This window comes from Muricoccus nepalensis, from assembly GCF_006438825.1.
Taxonomy (GTDB): Bacteria; Pseudomonadota; Alphaproteobacteria; order Acetobacterales; family Acetobacteraceae; genus Roseomonas; species Roseomonas nepalensis.
The window spans coordinates 77,369-97,093 of the sequence record NZ_RCZP01000017.1 but is presented as its reverse complement, the minus strand read 5'-3'; the positions used below and the strand labels follow the sequence as shown (position 1 = coordinate 97,093).

The 19,725-nt window shown below is 65.6% G+C and carries 16 protein-coding genes and 1 pseudogene; 11 read left to right on the top strand and 6 right to left on the bottom strand.

Going from position 1 to position 19,725, the window contains the following annotated elements; all coding sequences use genetic code 11:
* The 3 genes from EAH89_RS17005 to EAH89_RS16995 form a co-directional block, all read left to right on the top strand.
* On the top strand, positions 1 to 1,172 hold a 1,172-nt coding region (locus tag EAH89_RS17005; RefSeq protein WP_140884907.1), incomplete at its 5' end, for an acetate--CoA ligase.
* Between the two features lie 11 nt (positions 1,173 to 1,183).
* Positions 1,184 to 1,519 (top strand): DUF485 domain-containing protein, encoded by a 336-nt coding sequence (locus tag EAH89_RS17000; RefSeq protein ID WP_140884906.1) that lies wholly within the window; start codon positions 1,184 to 1,186, stop codon positions 1,517 to 1,519.
* Positions 1,519 to 3,207, top strand: coding sequence for a cation acetate symporter (locus tag EAH89_RS16995; RefSeq protein WP_140884917.1), 1,689 nt, complete (start codon positions 1,519 to 1,521; stop codon positions 3,205 to 3,207). The genes EAH89_RS17000 and EAH89_RS16995 overlap by 1 nt, the downstream gene beginning before the upstream one ends.
* Here EAH89_RS16995 and EAH89_RS16990 read toward each other — a convergent pair.
* On the bottom strand, positions 3,204 to 4,112 hold the full coding sequence (locus EAH89_RS16990) for a LysR family transcriptional regulator (RefSeq protein ID WP_140884905.1): 909 nt from the start codon (positions 4,110 to 4,112) through the stop codon (positions 3,204 to 3,206). The two genes, EAH89_RS16995 and EAH89_RS16990, sit on opposite strands and share 4 nt — an antisense overlap.
* A gap of 208 nt (positions 4,113 to 4,320) precedes the next feature.
* Between EAH89_RS16990 and EAH89_RS16985 the strand changes: the two genes are divergently transcribed.
* The 5 genes from EAH89_RS16985 to aspT all read left to right on the top strand — a co-directional run bounded on the left by EAH89_RS16985 (position 4,321) and on the right by aspT (position 10,844).
* The gene (locus EAH89_RS16985; protein WP_140884904.1) at positions 4,321 to 4,869 is read left to right on the top strand and encodes an OsmC family protein; all 549 of its coding nucleotides are present in this window, start codon (positions 4,321 to 4,323) and stop codon (positions 4,867 to 4,869) included.
* A gap of 6 nt (positions 4,870 to 4,875) precedes the next feature.
* Positions 4,876 to 6,144 (top strand): HWE histidine kinase domain-containing protein, encoded by a 1,269-nt coding sequence (locus EAH89_RS16980; RefSeq protein ID WP_140884903.1) that lies wholly within the window; start codon positions 4,876 to 4,878, stop codon positions 6,142 to 6,144.
* An 821-nt stretch (positions 6,145 to 6,965) separates the two neighbouring features.
* Positions 6,966 to 7,421, top strand: a complete 456-nt coding sequence (locus EAH89_RS16975) for a DUF2934 domain-containing protein (protein WP_140884902.1) — start codon at positions 6,966 to 6,968, stop codon at positions 7,419 to 7,421.
* A gap of 189 nt (positions 7,422 to 7,610) precedes the next feature.
* Positions 7,611 to 9,092, top strand: coding sequence for a glutamate decarboxylase (locus EAH89_RS16970; RefSeq protein ID WP_140884901.1), 1,482 nt, complete (start codon positions 7,611 to 7,613; stop codon positions 9,090 to 9,092).
* Positions 9,093 to 9,155: 63 nt separating this feature from the next.
* A complete protein-coding gene (gene aspT, locus EAH89_RS16965) occupies positions 9,156 to 10,844 on the top strand; it encodes an aspartate-alanine antiporter (protein WP_140884900.1) in 1,689 nt (562 codons plus the stop codon).
* A gap of 47 nt (positions 10,845 to 10,891) precedes the next feature.
* On the opposite strand, the pseudogene EAH89_RS16960 reads toward aspT, so the two are convergent.
* Positions 10,892 to 11,020 (bottom strand): annotated as a pseudogene (locus EAH89_RS16960) (IS3 family transposase); the annotation flags it as partial.
* A gap of 25 nt (positions 11,021 to 11,045) precedes the next feature.
* Here EAH89_RS16960 and EAH89_RS16955 point away from each other — a divergent pair.
* Complete coding sequence (locus EAH89_RS16955; protein WP_161993638.1) at positions 11,046 to 11,195, top strand: response regulator; 150 nt, start codon at positions 11,046 to 11,048, stop codon at positions 11,193 to 11,195.
* 435 nt (positions 11,196 to 11,630) lie between these two features.
* Here EAH89_RS16955 and EAH89_RS16950 read toward each other — a convergent pair whose 3' ends face one another.
* The gene (locus EAH89_RS16950) at positions 11,631 to 12,818 is read right to left on the bottom strand and encodes a sensor histidine kinase (RefSeq protein ID WP_140884898.1); all 1,188 of its coding nucleotides are present in this window, start codon (positions 12,816 to 12,818) and stop codon (positions 11,631 to 11,633) included.
* Positions 12,819 to 13,276: 458 nt separating this feature from the next.
* Between EAH89_RS16950 and EAH89_RS16945 the strand changes: the two genes are divergently transcribed.
* Both EAH89_RS16945 and gmtX read left to right on the top strand, forming a co-directional pair.
* On the top strand, positions 13,277 to 13,987 hold the full coding sequence (locus EAH89_RS16945; RefSeq protein WP_241667066.1) for a uracil-DNA glycosylase: 711 nt from the start codon (positions 13,277 to 13,279) through the stop codon (positions 13,985 to 13,987).
* Complete coding sequence (gene gmtX, locus EAH89_RS33475; RefSeq protein WP_408906303.1) at positions 13,941 to 14,387, top strand: gamma-mobile-trio protein GmtX; 447 nt, start codon at positions 13,941 to 13,943, stop codon at positions 14,385 to 14,387. The genes EAH89_RS16945 and gmtX overlap by 47 nt, the downstream gene beginning before the upstream one ends.
* A gap of 1,102 nt (positions 14,388 to 15,489) precedes the next feature.
* On the opposite strand, the gene EAH89_RS33115 is transcribed toward gmtX, so the two are convergent.
* The 3 genes from EAH89_RS33115 to EAH89_RS16935 form a co-directional block, all read right to left on the bottom strand.
* Positions 15,490 to 15,618: a hypothetical protein gene (locus EAH89_RS33115; RefSeq protein WP_277753850.1), complete on the bottom strand. Its 129-nt coding sequence runs from the start codon at positions 15,616 to 15,618 to the stop codon at positions 15,490 to 15,492.
* A 93-nt stretch (positions 15,619 to 15,711) separates the two neighbouring features.
* Positions 15,712 to 16,842 (bottom strand): peptide chain release factor 2, encoded by a 1,131-nt coding sequence (gene prfB / locus EAH89_RS16940; protein WP_140884896.1) that lies wholly within the window; start codon positions 16,840 to 16,842, stop codon positions 15,712 to 15,714.
* 98 nt (positions 16,843 to 16,940) lie between these two features.
* Positions 16,941 to 19,550 (bottom strand): penicillin-binding protein 1A, encoded by a 2,610-nt coding sequence (locus tag EAH89_RS16935; protein WP_140884895.1) that lies wholly within the window; start codon positions 19,548 to 19,550, stop codon positions 16,941 to 16,943.
* Between the last annotated feature and the right edge of the window lie 175 nt (positions 19,551 to 19,725).

The following is a 19,725-nucleotide window of genomic DNA, read 5'->3' as shown; positions in this document are numbered from 1 at the left end:
CGCTCTTCATCCTCTACACCTCGGGCTCGACCGGTAAGCCCAAGGGCGTGCTGCACACCACCGGCGGCTACGCCGTCTGGGCCGCCTTCACCCACGAGCTCGTCTTCGACTACCGCCCGGGCGAGGTCTACTGGTGCACCGCCGACGTGGGCTGGGTGACCGGCCACACCTACATCGTCTACGGCCCGCTCGCCAACGGCGCGACCACCCTCATGTTCGAGGGCGTGCCGAACTGGCCCGACGTCAGCCGCTTCTGGCGGGTCATCGACAAGCACCAGGTGAACATCTTCTACACGGCGCCGACCGCCATCCGGGCCCTCATGCGGGAGGGCGAGGGGCCGGTGAAGGCGACCTCGCGCCAGTCCTTGCGCGTGCTCGGCTCGGTCGGCGAGCCGATCAACCCCGAGGCCTGGCTCTGGTACTACCGCGTGGTCGGCGACGAGCGCTGCCCGATCGTCGACACCTGGTGGCAGACCGAGACCGGCGGCATCCTCATCTCGCCGCTGCCGGGCGCCGTCGCCCAGAAGCCGGGCTCGGCGACGCTCCCCCTGCCGGGCGTCTTCCCGGCGCTGGTCGACAACGAGGGCCACCTGCTCGAGGGCGCGGTGGAGGGCAACCTCGTGATCACCGACAGCTGGCCCGGCCAGATGCGCACCGTCTTCCGCGACCACGAGCGCTTCATCCAGACCTACTTCTCGACCTTCCCGGGCAAGTACTTCACCGGCGATGGCGCCCGGCGCGACGAGGACGGCTACTACTGGATCACCGGGCGCGTCGACGACGTCCTCAACGTCTCCGGCCACCGCATGGGCACGGCCGAGATCGAGAGCGCCCTCGTCTCCCACCCCAAGGTGGCCGAGGCCGCCGTCGTCGGCATGCCCCACGAGATCAAGGGCCAGGGCATCTACGCCTACGTCACGCTGAACGCCGACGAGGAGCCCACCGAGGCACTCCGCAAGGAACTCGTCGCCTGGGTCCGCCGCGAGATCGGCCCCATCGCCTCCCCGGACGCCATCCAGTGGGCGCCCGGCCTGCCCAAGACCCGCTCGGGCAAGATCATGCGACGCATCCTCCGCAAGATCGCCGCCAACGAGACCGACAGCCTCGGCGACACCTCCACCCTCGCCGACCCCACCGTCGTCCAGGACCTCCTCGAAAACAGAGTGGGGTAGGAAGCAAAAGAATGTTGGACGTTCAGCGACTGAATCCATGGCACGAGCGCGTCCTCGGGAATCTAAAGTTTCAGCAGCTTGTTCGCGAGCGGTCGGGCTTCGCCTGGACACTCTCGGCGGTGATGCTTTTGGTCTACTGCGGCTTCATCCTGCTAGTCGCCTTCGCCAAGAACACAATGGCGACGCGGATTGGCACCGGCGTTACCTCCGTTGGGATCGTCATTGGACTCGCTGTAATTGTCACCGCCTTCCTGCTGACCGGCCTCTACGTTGCGCGCGCAAATACTCAGTTTGACAAACTTACGGAAGGTCTGAAGCGTGACTTCGATGAGGGGAGCAACAGGTGATGCGCTCCCCCCGCCTTGCGACCGCCTCGATCATTACGGTGCTCTCGGCCAATCTTGCGCTCGCAGCCGGCCCTGATCTCGGGCAGGTGGACCGGCAGGCCACGAACTACATCGCCATTGCGATGTTCCTCACCTTTGTCGCCGGGACCCTCGTCATTACCTACCGGGCGGCGAGGGCGTCGAAATCGGCGGCAGACTTCTATGCTGCTGGCGGCGGTATCACCGGCCTCCAGAATGGACTTGCCATCGCAGGCGACTACATGTCAGCAGCATCGTTCCTGGGTATCTCGGCCCTGGTTTACACCAGCGGTTTCGACGGGCTGATCTACTCGATAGGCTTTCTCGTTGGCTGGCCTCTTGTGCTGTTCCTTATCGCGGAGCGGCTCCGCAACCTCGGTAAATTCACGTTCGCCGACGTCGCTTCGTTTCGGCTGGACCAGACACAGGTTCGCATCCTTTCAGCAACCGGCACGCTCGTCGTGGTAGCCTTCTACCTCATCGCGCAGATGGTCGGAGCGGGTAAGCTCATTCAGCTCCTGTTCGGATTACCTTACCTATACGCAATCATCATTGTTGGCGGCCTGATGATCGTCTACGTCGCCTTCGGGGGCATGAAGGCAACCACTTGGGTGCAGATCATCAAGGCTTGCCTCCTCCTGGGAGGCGCCACCTTCATGGCGCTTATGGTACTCGCCGCCTTTCGCTTTTCACCGGAAGCCTTGTTCGCCCGCGCGGTGGAGCTGCACCCTCGCGAGCAGGCGCTCATGGCACCGGGCGCGATGGTCGCCGATCCAATTTCCGCTATTTCGCTGGGCCTCGCGCTGATGTTTGGAACGGCGGGGTTGCCGCATATCCTCATGCGCTTTTTCACGGTGTCCGATGCAAAAGCAGCGCGGAAGTCGGTGTTCTATGCAACTGGCTTCATCGCTTACTTCTATATTCTCACCTTCATCATCGGCTTTGGGGCAATCACCTTCCTCATGCCAGACGCATCTTTCTTCACGCCAGGCCCAGACGGGGTAGTGAACAGATTGACAGGCATGATCGGCGGTACAAACATGGCGGCTATTCACCTCGCCAACGCGGTGGGCGGGTCCTACTTCCTCGGCTTTATCTCGGCTGTCGCCTTCGCGACGATCCTTGCTGTGGTAGCGGGACTAACTCTCTCAGGCGCATCCGCGGTAAGCCACGATCTTTACGCTTCCGTTATAGCCCGCGGGCGAGTCAGCGAGACACGTGAGGTGAACATATCGAAGATTTCGGCCGTCGTGATCGGAGTCGTCGCCATTGCTCTGGGTTACACCTTCGAGAACCAGAATGTGGCCTTCATGGTGGGGCTGGCATTTGCCATCGCGGCATCCTGCAACTTCCCTGTGCTTGCCATGTCAATCCTGTGGCGGGGGACGACAACACGGGGGGCAGTGGTGGGCGGCTTTCTTGGTCTTGTCAGCGCGGTCACGATGGTGGTGTTGAGCAAGGCGGTCTGGGTGGACACCTTCCACAACGCCACTGCCATTTTCCCCTACGATAATCCTGCTCTCTTCTCGATGCCGATCGCGTTCATCGGTATCTGGCTGGTTTCGCGGTCGGACACGAGCACACGGGCCCGAGCGGAGACGGCTGCTTTCGAAGCCCAATATATTCGGTCTGAGACAGGGATCGGCGCGACGGGAGCGCACATCCATTAGTCCGTCACCGCGTCCGAAGGGTTCAGCTGGTGCCCAAGCCTTCGGACGCCGTCGTAGATCAGGGTTAGAACAACCCTGATGCGGGGCGTCTCACGATTGTCTCGGTGCACCACCAGCCAGATGCCGGCGCTCGGCGCTGGCGTGGGGACCGCTAGGCGTGTCAGGCCTTCCTCCCGATCAGCCCGGAAGCGGGCCAGGCACGCGAGGCCAGCACCGTGCAGGGCTGCCGTGACCGCTGCCTCGTGACTGCTGGTATGCATGGACACCCTGGCCCGAGGTGCCAGGTTGGTCAGCCAGCTCATCTGCGAAGCATCCCGCAATTCGTCCTGGTGAGTAATGAGCCGTTGCCCTGGGCACCCTCCCTCGAAGTCCGGCTCGCCGGACCGCTTGAGGTACTCCGGGCTCGCGTAGAGCCCGAAGGCGACACTGCCGATGCTGCGAACGACCAGATCGTGCTGGTCGGATCGCTTCAAGCGTACCGACACGTCTGCCTCCCGCATCGAGAGGCTGAGTTCCCGCGCATTCGGGATCAACTCGATCATGATGTCGGGGTGCTGCTTGTGAAGGGTGGCGAGGCACGGTGTCAGGATCTGGGTGGCCAGGGTCTCGGCACAGGTGACGCGGACGAGACCTGCTAGGCGCAGGTCTCGTCCGCCCACGTTCCGTTCCAGCGTCAGCGCCTCGGCTTCCAGGCGCTCGGCCTTCTCCTGGACGTCCTGCCCGGCCAGAGTGGGTACGTACCCGTCCGGCGTGCGGTTCAGCAGGCGCACGCCGAGACTGGCCTCCAAGGACGCGAGGCGTCGGCCAACGGTGGACTGCGCAACAAGCAGTTCCTTTGCGGCGGCCGTGAGGCTGCCGTGCCGCGCGACGGCGAGGAAGAACCGCAGATCATCCCAGTCGAGCATGATGGACCACTGCGCGTTTCTGCATTCCGGCTCCTCTTTGTCGGTTGGCCCTAACCTGCTCTGGGCATCCTATACTCCCGTACCGTCGGCAATCCGAACCGGAGCCGCGTCGTGGTTCCCTTCACGCGCTTCGGTGCCGCCGGACGCCGCAACCATCCTCTGAGACGGGGAGACGATAGCCCCAGCTTGGGGCGCTGAGGAAATGCCCATGACCGATCCCGGCTCTCCGCCCGCTCCGCCGTCCCCGGCCCCCGCCGAGGCCGCCTCGCTGGCCGCCATGATCGCCCAGGGCCGGGATGATCCAGCGGCCACGCGCACCCTGCGCTGCCGCACAGTCGCACAGGGCCACTTTCACCAGCTCAACTACATCCGCGACCTCGCCCCCCAACCGGTGATGGAGGATGTGCCTGGCAGCCTGCTGGCCGAGACCACCGCCCCGAACGCCTCCGAAGCTTTGCTGGCGGCGCTTGGGTCCTGCCTTGCTGTCGGCATCCACGCCAATGCCGTCGCGCGCCGAGTGCCCATCCGGTCGCTCGAACTCGAAATTGAGGCCGACATCAACACCACCGCCGCCTGGGGAGCGGGCGACCTGCACCCCCGGGCGCTTGGCTTCGAGACGGTCCGCGTTGTAGTGCGGATGGCCGCGGACGCGCCATCCGACGCGCTGCTGGCCCTTGTCGAGCACGCGACGCTGTGGTCGCCCGTCGCCAACACCCTGCACAACCCCGTCCACCTTGACGTGTCCCTGCAGCCCTAGCGCACGATGCCCGTGACCGCTCGTCAAGATGCTACCGCCCTCCCCTGTGAAGTAGTACTGGCACCGGGCGACGGGCACGCAGCCGGGCACGATGAGCGCGACGAGAGGCTGCGGCACCAGATAGCACTAGCCCGGTTTGGCGAGCTCGCCCTCCGGTCGGAGGACCTGGACGAGATCCTGACTGAAGCCTGCCGCCTGGTGGCCGAGGCGCTCTGCCTCGATCTCGCGAAGGTTGTTGAGCTCCAGTCAGGCGGACGGACCCTGCTCGTACGTGCCGGCATCGGCTGGGCATCGGACGTGGTTGGGGTGGTCACGCTTCCGCTTGACGAAGCATCCCCTGAGAGCCTTGCGATCACCACGGGGGAGCCTGTGATCTCCCCCGATATCCACCAGGAGACCCGCTTCCAGTACCCGGACTTCCTTCGGAAGAACGGCGTTCAGGCGGTCGCGAACGTCGCGATCATCGGGAGCAAGGACCATCCCGAGTTCGGACTGCTCCAGGTGGACAGCCGCACGCCGCGCGAGTTCACCAGCAACGACGTGATCTTCCTTCGCGGCTACGCTAACCTGCTGGCGGCCGCCGTGGACCGCCTCCGCGTCCTTGGCGAGACGCGGGAACGAAGCGCGGAGTTGGAGCGGCGCGTGGCGGAGGCGAAGGCCGCTGCGGAGCGGCAGGCGTTCCTGGCGCGCGAGCTGGACCACCGCGCGAAGAACATGCTTGCGGTGGTCCATGCCGTCCTTCACCTCACGCGCGCGGACGACATCCCCAGCTTTATCCGGATCATTGACGGCAGGGTGGCGGCCCTGGCGCGCGCGCAGACGCTGTTGGCCGCGGATCGCTGGTCCGGCGCCGACCTGCACGCCGTGCTTCGGGGCGAGTTCGACTCCTACGTTGACGGGGAAGGTCCCGGACCACGGGTGACGTTGCGCGGCCCTCCTGTGGCCCTTCCCGCCGGAGCGGCGCAACCCTTCTCCATGGCCGTGCACGAGCTGGCTACCAACGCGGTCAAGTACGGCGGTCTCTCGACGCCTTCGGGGCACCTGGACATCACCTGGCACCGGGAGGGACCGCCGGGTGACTTCCTCCGGATGCGCTGGACGGAAAGTGGGGGACCGAGGGTGAAGGGTCCGCCAGACCGTCAGGGCTTCGGCTCGCGACTGCTGAGCAGCACCTTGAGGTCACAGTTAAGAGGCACTCTCCTCATGACGTGGGAAGCAACAGGGATCGTCTGTGACCTCGCACTGCCATTGTCGGCGTCATTCGACAAGCTGTGAAACCATCCGGTCGTTGTTTAACGGGAAGACCGCTACGGTCCCGTAGCTGAGCAAGCCATGAGATCGTGCCTCCGCCAAGATGCAGGTACGGGTTTCCCCTGCCAGTTGTTCGGGGAGCGGTTGCTTCAATGCCGTGCCCCGTTCCAGGCAGGCGCCCTGGTCGACATCACCGCTGTGCGACCCGAGCATCGGCTCCTTCGCTTAGGGCCGGTGAGTAGGCGCCTGGGCCAGCGTCTGACCACGTCACCGTATCGTCGGTCTCGAAGCAGTGTGTCCAGCATCGCGCCTCGACGGTCCATGAGACCCGGCTACAGCAGAAGCGGTTCCGCGTCGCGGAAGCTCGGCCTCAACACGTCGTACAGCGAGACCACGTCGTGGATGAGCGATGCCGCAGAGCGGTGTCCAATGTGGGTAGGCCGGTCTGACATCATTGCCTCAGACTGGCCTATCTCGGTGTTCTCCATCCCTGCCCAGCGACGTGCCGGTGCCCGCGTCGCTTCCGCTTGCGAAGCTTGCGTATCTGCATAGCCAATGACGGAAGTCGCTGCGGGCTTTTCACGCAGCCGTCGGCTAGATCCCTGCTCGAACCCTGATTGAGGGCCCCCTTCCCCGTAGCTGACGCGGCGCTTCCTAGCCAGGACGCGGTGCAGTTGTCCTCAGGTTGGGATGGCCCGCAGGGGAGCGCCTCCCCCTTCCTCAAGGCACCCTTTCGCGATCCTCATGACCGCAGAAGCTTGTACTCGCAACAAGCGACCCTCTCCGTCGTGGCCGCGTCTGGCGATCGACTGGGACACTGGCGCAACTCCAGCAAGGATAGACAGATGGCTGAGCGCCTCATCGACGTGACCGATCCCGACCATTCGGTGCTTCACACCTACCCAGTCACCCTGCCCGTAACGGGCGGCGTTGCGACCGACGCGGCGTATGGAGCCAAGGCTCTGGAAGCGGCCGCTCATGGACAACTCGTCCCGGATGCTGAACTCGGGCGCCTAGTCGCTAGTCCGCATGTCAGCCGGGGTGGAACGATGGAGCCATACGGTGACGTCCTTGGCACCAGTTCGGAAACAAAACTTGGATTGGAGCAGCAAGTGCGCGAACACGCCTATCGTCTTTGGGAGCAAGACGGCCGCCCAGAGGGGATGGCCGACGATCACTGGCGCCGCGCGCTCGATCAGCATCTCCGTGAGCGCGCCTACGTGCTCTGGCAGCAGGAGGGCTGCCCTGCCGGGCGTGCCGATGAAAATTGGCATCGAGTGCGCGAATTCGAGGCTTACTGATCGGCAGGCCGCGGTTCCAGAACCCGAAGCCGGGCCGATGAACGGCCGCGCCCGGCTTGATGTGCGGTTGGCCCCGCGTTCGATGAACTCCGGTTCGGCGACGCCGCCGACGACGAACCACCTCCGGTCCGATCAAGAACTTCGGCATCCGTTCCAATCGCGGTCCAGCCGCCAAACATCGAGGCCACCATGCCCCTTCACACCAACAGCAACGCGCGCCCGTCGCTGGACGCCGACATCTATGGGACGGAGGCTGCCGGCTCATCCGTTCCTAAGTTCCGGATGCCGCAAGGTGAGTTGCCTCCAGACGTGGCCTTCGCGCTGGTCCGGGACGAGCTGTTTCTCGATGGCAACGCCCGGCAGAACCTGGCGACGTTCTGCCAGACCTGGATGGATCCGCAGGTCCACCAGCTCATGGATATGTCGCTAGACAAGAACATGATCGACAAGGACGAGTATCCCGCGACCGCCGAGCTGGAGAGCCGCTGCGTCCATATTCTCGCAGACCTGTGGAACTCGCCCAAGGCCGCCGATACCATCGGCTGCTCGACCACCGGCAGCAGTGAAGCCTCCATGCTCGGCGGTCTGGCGCTGAAATGGCAGTGGCGCAAGCGGATGCAGGCGGCAGGCAAGCCCACGGACAAGCCCAACATCATCACGGGGCCGGTTCAGGTTTGCTGGCACAAGTTTGCCCGTTACTTCGACGTGGAGCTGCGCGAGATACCACTGAAGCGCGGCCAGTTGGGTATGACGGCCGAGGAGGTGCTGAAGCGCTGCGACGAGAACACCATCGGCGTGGTGCCGACCTTTGGCGTCACCTTCACCTGCCAGTACGAGCCAGTAGCGGCGATCGCTGTGGCGCTGGATCATCTGGCGAACACGACAGGGCTGGACATCCCAATTCATGTTGACGCCGCATCTGGGGGCTTCACGTCGCCTTTTGTGACACCTGAGTTGCTGTGGGATTTCCGGCTGCCGCGAGTACGGTCAATCAATGCATCGGGACATAAATATGGCCTGGCGCCGCTCGGTGTGGGGTGGGTGGTGTGGCGTGACCGGTCGGACCTGCCGGACGAGCTCGTTTTTAACGTGAACTATCTCGGCGGCGACATGCCGACCTTTGCACTCAACTTCTCTCGTTCTGCGGGTCAGATCATCGCGCAGTACTACCTCTTCCTGCGCCTGGGTCATGACGGCTACCGCCGCATTCTCCAGAACGGCTACGACACCGGGCAGCACATCGGACGTGAGATCCGCAAGCTTGGGCCGTTCGAGTTATTCTTCGATGGCAATCCCATGAACGGCATTCCCGCGGTTTCCTGGGTGATCCGAGACGGCGCCGATCCCGGCTACAACCTGTTTGACCTTTCGGATCGCCTGCGCGTCCGCGGCTGGCAGGTTGCCGCCTACACCATGCCACCGAACATCGCCGACGTGGTCGTTATGCGAGTGCTGATCCGGCACGGCTTCAGTCGGGACATGGCGGATCTGCTGCTTGAAGACGTGCGCCGGTCCATCCGGCATCTGCAGCGACATCCCGTCAGCCATCCCGAAGGGCCGGCGGAGGCGACCACGTTCACCCACCATGCTTTACCGCTGGTCCCCAGCGATGATCGGCAGAGAAGCCTTCCACCGTTGACCGAAGAAGTATTGCTCGTACCCGCCGAGTAACACACCCCGCGCCGGCTTCTGATCCTGGCCGGCGCCTCCATCCTCCGAGAAGGTCAGTCCACCGTGCAATGGATCACAACCATTCTGCAGCACCAACCGGAGATAGCGGTCTTTATCGCACTCGCTGCGGGATACTGGGTAGGTGGGAAGTCCTGGCGCGGATTCAGCCTCGGCGCGGTTACGTCGACGCTTATTGCCGCGGTCATTCTGGGCCAGTTCGACATCACGATCTCATCAAACGTGAGAGCGGTGTTCTTTTTGATCTTCCTTTTTGCGGTCGGCTACGGCGTCGGGCCGCAGTTTGTGCGCGGCATCGCGAAGGATGGACTGCCACAAGCCGGTTTCGCGGTGGTTATGGCATTGCTGTCGCTGGGTTCCGCCTGGGCGGCGGCGCGCATTGCGGGCTACGACGCTGGCTCGGCCGCAGGATTGTTCGCGGGATCGCAGACCCTATCGGCCTCGATGGGCTTGGCGACGGATGCCATCAATCGATCGGGGCTTCCGGCCAACGCATCGAAGGCGATGCTCAATGCCATGCCTATTGCCTACGCGGTCACCTACATCTTTGGCACCGTCGGCTCAGCGCTGATACTGGCTGTGCTCGGGCCACGCCTGCTTGGAATCGACCTGCCGGCGGAGTGTAAAGCTTACGAAGCGGCCATGGGCGGCAAGCCTGGCCCCGATGGGGTGGGCAGCGCATGGCACGACTTTGAATTCCGAGCGTTCCTGCTGCGGGACGGCGATACACTCGCCGGCAAGTCCGTTACCGCGGTGGAAGCCAGCTTCGGCGACGCGCAGGTGTTTGTCGAGCGGCTGCGCCGCGCCGGCAAGATTGAAGAAGTGCGATCTGCGACGGTGCTCCTTCCTGGGGACACCATTGTGGTCGCGTCGCGACGGAACGTGCTCGTGAACGTACTGGAGCTTACCGAGGCCGAGGTGGATGACCCGGAACTGCTGTCGGTGCCGGTCGAAGGCGTGGACGTGTACGTCACGAACGGACATTTCGATGGCAAGACCTTGAGCGAGTTGGCGCACCATCCGGCCGCCCATGGGGTGTTCCTGCGCCGCATCACCCGCGGTGCGACCGGCACCGATATCCCGATGCTTGGCGGCACACGGATCCATCGTGGCGACATTCTCACGGTCACCGGGCGCACGCAGGATATCACGGCGGCGGCCAAAGCCATCGGCTACGCCGACCGGGCAAGCGAAGCTTCGGATGTGGCATTCATTGGCACCGGCATAGCCATCGGTGCGTTGTTGGGTTCGCTCAGCTTCACCGTTGGCAACGTACCGTTGACTTTGTCCAGCGCCGGCGGCGCGCTGATCGCTGGCCTGGTCTGTGGTTGGTTGCGATCGGTGCACCCAACCTTTGGGCGCATACCGGCGCCCGCTGTTTGGTTTATGAATTCGGTCGGACTGAATGTGTTCATCGCCGTTGTCGGCATATCCGCGGGACCGGGGTTCGTGGCTGGGCTTCAGCAGCTTGGCATCAGTCTATTCCTCTGGGGTATTGCCGCCACGACAGTTCCATTGGTTGCGGGCATCTTCATCGGCAAGTACGTGTTTCGCTTTCACCCGGCTATCGTGCTTGGCGCGTGCGCCGGCGCGCGCACGACGACAGCGGCGCTGGGGATGGTCTGCGAGGCTGGTAAAAGTCAAGTTCCCGCGCTCGGCTATACGGTCACCTACGCCGTCGGCAACACGCTGCTGACTGTCTGGGGTATGGTCATCGTAATGCTATTGCAGTGATGTATCGAGTGAGTGAACATGCTGCATTTTAGTGGAAAAGCGTTGGATCAGCTGGCGGTCATTCTCTCGAACTGGATAGGACTTGTGAAGTCGAGCGCGGAGTGGCGCCGGACGGGGTAGTAGAAGCCATCGATGTACCGGCCGATGGCCTGTTCGGCTTGCTGACGGGTCTCGAACATGTTGCTGACCTGCCCCCGTAGAATGCAACTCCTGCAGGACCTCGGCTACGAGACCGCTTGGGCGGCGAACGCGAACGAGGCGCTGAAGCTCTTCGCCGAGGTGGACGGCTTTGACGCGGTGTTCCCCGACGTGGTAATGCCCGGCATGAGCGGGACTGAGTTCGGCCACTAGATACGACGATGCTACCCCACGTTGTCTGTGGTCCTGACCTCCGGCTACAGCCATGTCTTCGCCGCGGACGGCTGGCACAGGTTCGAGTTGCTGCACAAACCTTACTGCGTCAAGGACCTGTCGCGCGTGCTTCAGCGCGTAACCCGCGAGCGACTCGCCGGTGACACGAGGACCCCACCTATTAGGGTGCCTCCTCTAGCGCCATCGCGATCGCGGCCTCCGGACCGGTCAGCTTCGCTTTCGCCCAATCCCAGACCTTGCGACCGGCACTCATCGCAGGCTCGGCGGCCTCCTTCGTTAGCGAGCCCACGATCGCACCGAGCGCAATCTCATTCAGCCTGAGTTGGCGAGGGAGTTCCTGCACTCGGTTCGTGTGCGGGGGGCGGCCCGTTGCGAACGCGGCAGAGGTCTGGGTGCCGGTCAGCCATGACCGGCCTACGCTGCCACCTGTGTTTCCTGCCGGCTGAGAGGCAGAGCGAGTTTGCAGCAAACGCCGTCGGCACCTCGCTCCAGCCGTGCTTCGCCACGGAGTTGGTGGGGCACGGTGCGCTCGATCACCTCGCGCCCGAAATGCTTGGCGAGTGGTCCAGCCGGCAACGTCACCCCGCTCTCCCGCCACTCAATGATAAGCCTAATCGCCCCTTCGGCAGCTTCCTCCAGCCGCCAGGTCACGGCGAGGTGGCCCGAGAGCTGCGCGATGGCACCGTGCTTCGCAGCGTTCGTGGCCAGCTCGTGCAGCACGAGCGCAATGGGCTGCACCACGGGGCCAGGTAGCTCAACCCTAGGGCCATTGACCTCGGCTCGTTCGGCGTCTCCGTCTCCAAAGGCCTGTAGCTCGGCCTCGATAAGATCGCGGAGCGGCACCGACCAGGCGCTGCTGCGGGCGAGGAAGCCCTGCACCCGGCCTAAACAGGCAAGGCGCGCGCCGAAGTCGTCTCGTTCGAGGTTTGGGGGCAGACTGCGTCGCGCGATCGCGGCCACGACCGCCAGGATGTTGCGGGTGCGGTGCTGGACTTCAAGGAGGAGGGCGCGCTGCTCCCCCTCCATCCGCCTAAGGTCTTCTATGTCCGCGCTCGAACCAACCCACTCACGGGCGTGACGATCCCCTTCGTGCGGCACACCGCTCCAAGACAGCGGTGCGGATCGCGTGTGGTGGAGGCGCCACGTGCCGTCGAGGGCACGGCGAATACGATGATCGACCTCTAACCGCCCCAGCTTTGGCGCCTCGTCCCAAGCGCGCCGGGTTGCTTCGCGGTCCTCGGGATGGATCGGCTCCAGCCATCCCTGGCCAAGGCTCTCCGTCTGGCTCTGCCCCGTATAGGCAAGCCAACTGGGCGAGGCCCAGACCCACTGTCCGTAATCGGCAGAACGCCACACAAGCTGCGGGATGATATCGGCGAGGGCGGGCAGACGGTCACCATCTGCCATAGTTCCCGCGGGGCACGTGGCGGTGGCCCCAGGAACCTGCGCCAGTTCCGCCCGAACCACCTCGACGGCGGCTGCTGCCTCCTCTACGTCCAGACCGACCGCAGCAAGCGCCGCCCGCAGCCGTGCGTCCTCTGCCTCGCGTGCGGCGTGGGCAAGGCTGTTTCCGTCCGCAATCCCTTCTGCATCGCCCTTCACCACACGCCACCAGGGCTAGCCCAGCAGCCCAGCGCCGAAGGCGGACGGACAAGGCAAGCCGTTAGAGAGCCGGGGGCAGAGGTCGGTTCGCGGGGCTGCGGCACGAAAAGTGTTCCCGTGGAGGTTTGGCAAGGTGCGGCTAGCTGCGCGAGCCCACGAGATCAACGCCCGGAGACACCGAGAGTCATTAGGACATAACAGCTTTGTTGCTTGTTCGTGCTGGCCCTAACACAAGATCCTTCTCCCCTGCCCCGCTTCAGCTCGTCTTAGCAGCGACGTCCTGCGGCCATTCGGCTTGCCTGGATGGAGAGCAGGGGCATTGCACCATGGCAACTGCCCCCTCCTCACCCCTTGGGCACGATAATGGATAGTGGAGTTGCCCCCATCAATGTCGTCTCATGCTTTCACTTACTGTAAGCTTCGCCCGATCTTTGAGTGGTTACGACAGGGTGGTGCAAGTGAACGATCAAATCGTCATTCCAGGGCGAGACTGTCCTTTATGCCCGCGCCTAGTCGCCTACCGGGAAGAGAACCGCCGCAAGTGGTCAGAATGGCACAATGCTCCGGTGCCACCATGGGGGTCAGTCGACGCCCCTCTCATGGTGCTCGGCCTAGCTCCAGGAGTGAGGGGCGCTAACCGGACGGGCCGTCCCTTCACGGGAGACCACGCAGGCAAGCTGCTCTACGCGACGCTTCTCAAGTTCGGCATGGCGCTAGGCGATTATCGAGAAGATCCCCATGATGGCATGGAGCTGATCGGTGTCCGTATTGTCAACGGTGTCCGATGCGTGCCTCCGGAGAACAAGCCGACCCCATCGGAGATTTCGACCTGCAACAGGTTCCTGAAAACCGAATTTAAAGGCATGGCTGGGTTGAAGGTCATCCTAGCCCTTGGCCTCATCGCCCATACTGCCGTGCTGAAGGCCTATGGCATCCCGGTCTCAAGGGTGAAATTTGCACACGGGGCGATAAACCCCCTTCCGGGTGGAGTCCTCCTTGCCGACAGCTACCATGTCAGCCGCTACAACACGCAGACGGGACGCCTGACTACGGAGATGTTCGAGGCCGTGGTAAGGGAAATTCGGTCACACCTGAGTGGTCCTCTGCAGTCCAACTCCGGCAATGACTTTCCGGCGCCGTCGCCCAGGAGACCCTCCCGTGGCAGCTGAAAGGTTCGATGTCGTCTTGCGGAAAGTTTTCGCTGAATCGGGCGAGCGGCGCCGACACACCATCGATGGCCTCGTGGCGGTACTGAAAACTCTCAAAGCAAAGAACAATCGGACATACACTGTCGCGATCGTCGGCAGAGCCTGCCAAGAGGCGGGTGTCCTGAACACTCAGAGCATCCGCAACGCCTCTGGGGCGCCCTTCCGTACGCTCATCGAGGCCTTCGCTCAGGAAGTTGGCGCAGCTCCTCTCACACACCTCCTGTCAGGCAGACGCCACTCGAGGAGGCGATCGCAACCATCGCGGACAAGGACGTCCGCACTCGTCTTCGCGCGGTCTTGGCTGAGGCGAAGGCCCTCCGGAACGAGCGAAATGCCCTCGCGGCTGCATTCAAGCGAGTGACTATTCCCTCGAACGTCGCCACGGCGGACCAGAGCCTCGGCATGACTTCGGACGAGCCCTCGGGCAAACTCCTGCCACCTGCTCAGTTCGATTTGACGCCCTTGACCGAATTCATTGGCGAGCGCTGAATTGATCGGAAGGGCTGGGTGGTGGACGCACATGGCGCTATCCGAGACGAGACAGACGACCGTCTGACGCCAAACGGCTTCGTCACGGCCCTCAGGCTGGCATTGGAGCGACTAGGACGTGGAGTTGTGTAGCCGCCGCGGAGAAGCTCGAGAGAGATGACCCAAGGGCGGTCCCTGGGGAATGCAACATCAGCTCAGAGATGTGTCAGACCCTGACCTGCGCCATTCATGGCCTAGAGGCAGGACGACATCTCCTCGCTTCCTGTCGGCCTGTGGTCAAGACGGCATTCAGGCGAAGATCACGCCAGGCCGAGTATACTTCGGAAGTTTCTGTCAAGCATCGCCGTCGCTTTGTGAGGTTGGCACCAGTATCGCCTTGGCAGGGTAGACGACCATGCGAAGGACAAGGCTAACCCGGCAGCGAATGAGCCATGCCGCGCATCCGAGACCCATCCTTGCCTGCGACACGGTTTTCGCTACCGTCCCAGTGGACGGCCCGTTTGCGATCAGGTCGACAGCGCCCCTTCTGAAGTCTGAAGCAGGTCATCTGCTGGGCGTTCCTATGCCAGTGGCCTTCCTCTTTTACGACATGAGAAAGGCCCCGCCGGGTTCTCCGACGGGGCTTCCTGCTTTCGGGCGCGGCCTATCCATCCCTGGGGTCCGCGGGGGGGGAAGCCTAAGGAACGCGTCTTAAGGGCGTCAATAGCCGTGGCAGCCATCGGCCTAGTCTGGTCGGCGGTGCGTATGTGCGACGCCCTACCCCGCTTTTGGGCCTTGTATCCCGGGGGGACCCGCCGCGAAGCGGTGGGGGGCAGCGCCCCGGATACGGTGGGCCGGTGGGTGTTCGGAACAAGGATGGCTGTCTGGTAAGCGGTTGTTGCGAGTAATTCAGTCGAGCTTTGAGTAGGTGGCGTAGTTACCGCCGGTCGTGCAGATCATTGTTTTGTTTGCACGAGTATAATTTTGGGGAGAGATCACGAGATGCTCGGGTTCATCATGATCCAGGCGCAGACGCCGGGGCTGCCGAAGGGGAGCCCGTCCCAGCGGCGCTCCAGCACGGTGCGGTAGCGGCCGTCCGGCGAGAACTCGGCGCGGCTGACCACCTCCGCGCCGATCCGGAGGCGGACCTTGCCGCCGGGGTCGTGCCGGTCCTGCGGGCGCTGGGGCGCGGGGGTAGGTCATCCGTCACCCCGGCCTCAGCGGGCGCTGGCGCTGGCCTCGGAGCGCGTGGCGCCGACGCGGCTGGCCAGCGCCGCCGCCATGAACTCGTCGAGGTCCCCGTCCAGCACCGCCGCCGGGTTGCCCTTCTCCACGCCGGTGCGGAGGTCCTTCACCATCTGGTAGGGCTGGAGCACGTAGGACCGGATCTGGTGGCCCCAGCCGATGTCGGTCTTGCCCGCCTCGGTCGCGGCCGAGACCGCCTCCCGCTTCTGCAACTCAAGCTCGTAGAGCCGCGCGCGAAGCATGTTCATCGCGATCACGCGGTTCTTGTGCTGGCTGCGGTCCTGGGTGGAGGCCGCGACGATGCCCGTCGGGATATGCGTGAAGCGCACGCCCGATTCCGTCTTGTTCACGTGCTGCCCGCCGGCGCCGCTTGCGCGGAAGGTGTCGGTGCGGAGGTCGGCCGGGTTGATCTCCACCTCGATCCGGTCGTCGATCACGGGATAGACGTAGACGGAGGCGAAGCTCGTCTGCCGCTTGTCGTTGCCGCCGAAGGGCGAGATCCGCACGAGGCGGTGCACGCCCATCTCGGTCTTCAGCCAGCCGTAGGCGCTCGGGCCGGAGACCTGGATCGTCGCGGACTTGATCCCGGCCTCGTCGCCCTCGCTCTGCTCGGTGATGCTCACCTTGTAGCCGTGCGCCTCGGCCCAGCGCGTGTACATGCGGAGCATCATCTCCGCCCAGTCCTGCGCGTCGGTGCCGCCGGCGCCGGCGTTCACCTCGACATAGGCGTCGTTCCCGTCGGCCTCGCCGGAGAGGAGGCTCTCGATCTCGCGGCGCTTGGCCTCGGCCGCGAGGTTCTGCAGGTCCGCGACGGCAGCGTCGGCGGTCGCGTCGTCGCCCTCCGCCTCCGCCAGCTCGATCAGCTCCAGCGCGTCGTTGACGTCGCCTTCCATGCGGCGGACGCCCTCGATCTGGTCGGCGAGCCGGGTGCGCTCGCGCATCATCTTCTGGGCGGCCGCGGCGTCGTTCCAGAGGGAGGGGTCCTCGGCGCGGGCGTTCAGCTCCTGCAGCCGCACCAGGGCGGCGTCCCAGTTCAGGTGGCGGCGCAGCAGCGCCACGCTGTCGGCGATCTGGGCCTTCAGGCCCTCGGCATCGGCGCGCATGGTTCAACGGGTCCGTTCAGCAGGTCCGGTCGAATCGGGAGGCGCCGATCCGATCTCCTCGTGATGGGGGCGCCCCCGACGGGGAGCCCGGACCGGCCCTAGTAGAGCCCGCCCAGGCTGCTGTCCACGGCCGAGGCCGTGCTGCCGGCCGAGCGTCCCTCGGCCCCGGAGGCGAGGTTCGCGCCCATCGGCGGGCGGGCCGAGTTCTCGGTCCCGGGCCGGAAGGGCTCGAGGATCGACTGGCCGTTCGAGGTCGAGACCCGCACCAGCGCAACCCCCGGCGGCGCGCGGAAGGGCACGGGCGGGCTGTCCTGCAGGGCCGCGGCCACCACCTCGTTGAAGATCGGCGCCGCGTTGCCGCCGCCCGTCTCGCCCTCGCCCAGGCTGTGCGGGTCGTCGAAGCCGACCCAGACGGCGACCACGATGTCCGGCGTGAAGCCCACGAACCAGTTGTCGTAGTAGTCGTTGGTGGTGCCGGTCTTGCCGGCCACGGGGCGGTTCAGCCCCTTGGCGGCGGCGATGCCGGTGCCGCGCTGCGTCACGCCCTGCAGCAGGGAGACCATCTGGTAGGCGGCGATGGGGTCCACGACCTGCCGGCGCGTGTCGGTCAGGGTCGGCGGCCCGGCCGAGACGTCGGCGTCGCAGCCCTGGCAGCGGCGGGCGTCGTTGCGCCACACCACGTGGCCGAAGCGGTCCTGCACGCTGTCGATCAGCGAGGGCTCGACGCCCCGCCCGCCGTTGACGAAGGCGGCGTAGCCCGCGGCCATGCGCATCACCGTCGTCTCCCCGGCGCCGAGCGACATGGAGAGGACGCGGGGCATGTTCGGGATGACGCCGAAGCGGCGGGCGGTGTCGGCCACCTTGTCGATGCCGACCTCCTGCGCGAGGCGGATGGTCACGAGGTTGAGCGACTTCTCGATGGCAGTCCGCATCGTCACCCAGCCGTTGGAGGTGCGGTCCCCGTAGTTGCCCGGCCGCCACACGCCCTGGGGCGTGTTCATCTCGAAGGGCGCGTCGAGGAGCTGCTGGTTCGGCGGGATGCCCTGCTCCAGCGCCGTGACATAGACGAAGGGCTTGAAGGAGGAGCCGGGCTGGCGCATCGCCTGGGTCGCGCGGTTGAACCAGGACTTGCCGAAGTCGAAGCCGCCGGACATCGCGAGCACGCGGCCCGTGGCGGGGTCCAGCGCGACGACGGCGCCCTCCACCTCCGGGATCTGGCGCAGCACCAGCCGCTCGGCCCGGGCGTTGCGGCCCGTCGTCGCGGGAAGGGTCTCGACCATCACCACGTCGCCCGGGGAGACCACGTCCTGCATGCGGCGGGGCGCGGGGCCCATCCGGCCATCGCGCACCGGGCGGGCCCAGGCCATGTCCTCGAAGGGCATCCGGCCCTCGCGCGGCTGGGCGGCGGCGCGGGGGGCGGGGCGCTCGGCCCAGCCGAGGCGGGCCTCGCGGTTGTTCACCTCCAACACCACGGCCAGCCGCCAGTCGGCGAGCATCCCGGGGGTGCGGGCGACGCCCTCGAGCGCGGGCATCCACTCGGCCGGGGCGGCGGAGACCTTCGCCACCGGGCCGCGCCAGCCGCCGCGGCGGCGGTCGTAGTTCATGAGGTGGTCGCGCAGCGACTTCTCGACCGCGGCCTGCAGGCGCGGCTCCATGGAGGTGCGGACCACCAGCCCGCCCATGCTCGTCTGCTCCGCCCCGAAGCGGTTGTTCAGGTCGCGCCGGACCTCCTCGGTGAAGTACTGGCCGACGGGCACCAGGTCCGGCCGGGCGCGGCCGCGGGCGATCAGCGGCTCCGCCTTGGCCGCGTCGGCCTCGGCGCGGGTGATGGCTCGGTCCTCGGCCATGCGCTCGATCACCCAGTCCCGGCGCGCCTTCGCGGCCTCGGGGTGGCGGTTCGGGTTGTAGTTGTTCGGCGCCTTCGGCAGGGCGCCGAGGAAGGCCATCTCGCCGACGGTCAGCTCGTCCAGGCCCTTGTTGAAGTAGTTCTGCGCGGCGGCGGCCACGCCGTAGGCCTGGGCGCCGAGGAAGATCTCGTTAAGGTAAATCTCGAGGATGCGGTCCTTGCTCATCGCCGTCTCGAGGCGCTGGGCGAGGATAGCCTCCCGGACCTTCCGCATCATGGTGCGGTCCGCCCCCACCAGCATGTTCTTGGCGACCTGCTGGGTGATGGTGGAGGCGCCGATGCTGCGCCGGCCGCTGCCGAGCTGCTCGAGGTTGGTGACGGCGGCGCGGGCCACGGCCAGGGGGTCGACGCCGCCGTGGCTCCAGAAGTTCTGGTCCTCGGCCGAGACGAAGGCCTGCTGCACCCGCTTGGGAATGGCGGCGATGGGCACGAAGACGCGGCGCTCGATCGCCATCTCGGCCATCAGGCGGCTGTCGGCGGCGTAGATGCGCGACATCTGCGGCGGCTGGTAGTCGGCCAGCCAGGCGTGGTCCGGCAGGTCCGCCGTCGCGCTGCGCCAGAGGCCGTAGCCTGCGATGCCGCCCACCACGACGCCGACGAGGCCCACCGAGAAGACGAAGCCGACGGTCCGCCGCAGCCACAGCGCGCGGGGGCGCCGCGGCCGGCGCGGCCCGGCCGGGGGCGCAGGCGGCAGGTCGCCGCCGCCGTTGCCGCCCCCGTTGCCGAGGGAGGACCCCGAGCCGTCACGCGGGCGCCGCTCGCCCACCAGGGGCCGTTCGGCGCGAAGATCTCTCGAAGCCATCCTGTTCCTCACGGCAGTCCCATCGGGGCCGCCCATCCGTCCTGCATCAGAAGCGCCGGGTGCCGGGATGCCACGGCAAGGATGCCGTTCCGCCCGTGGCGAGCGGCTCCATAGCATCAACCGCCGCGGCCATCGCCTAACACCTCCGCGCGATTTTGGCGCCGGCCTCCGGCCG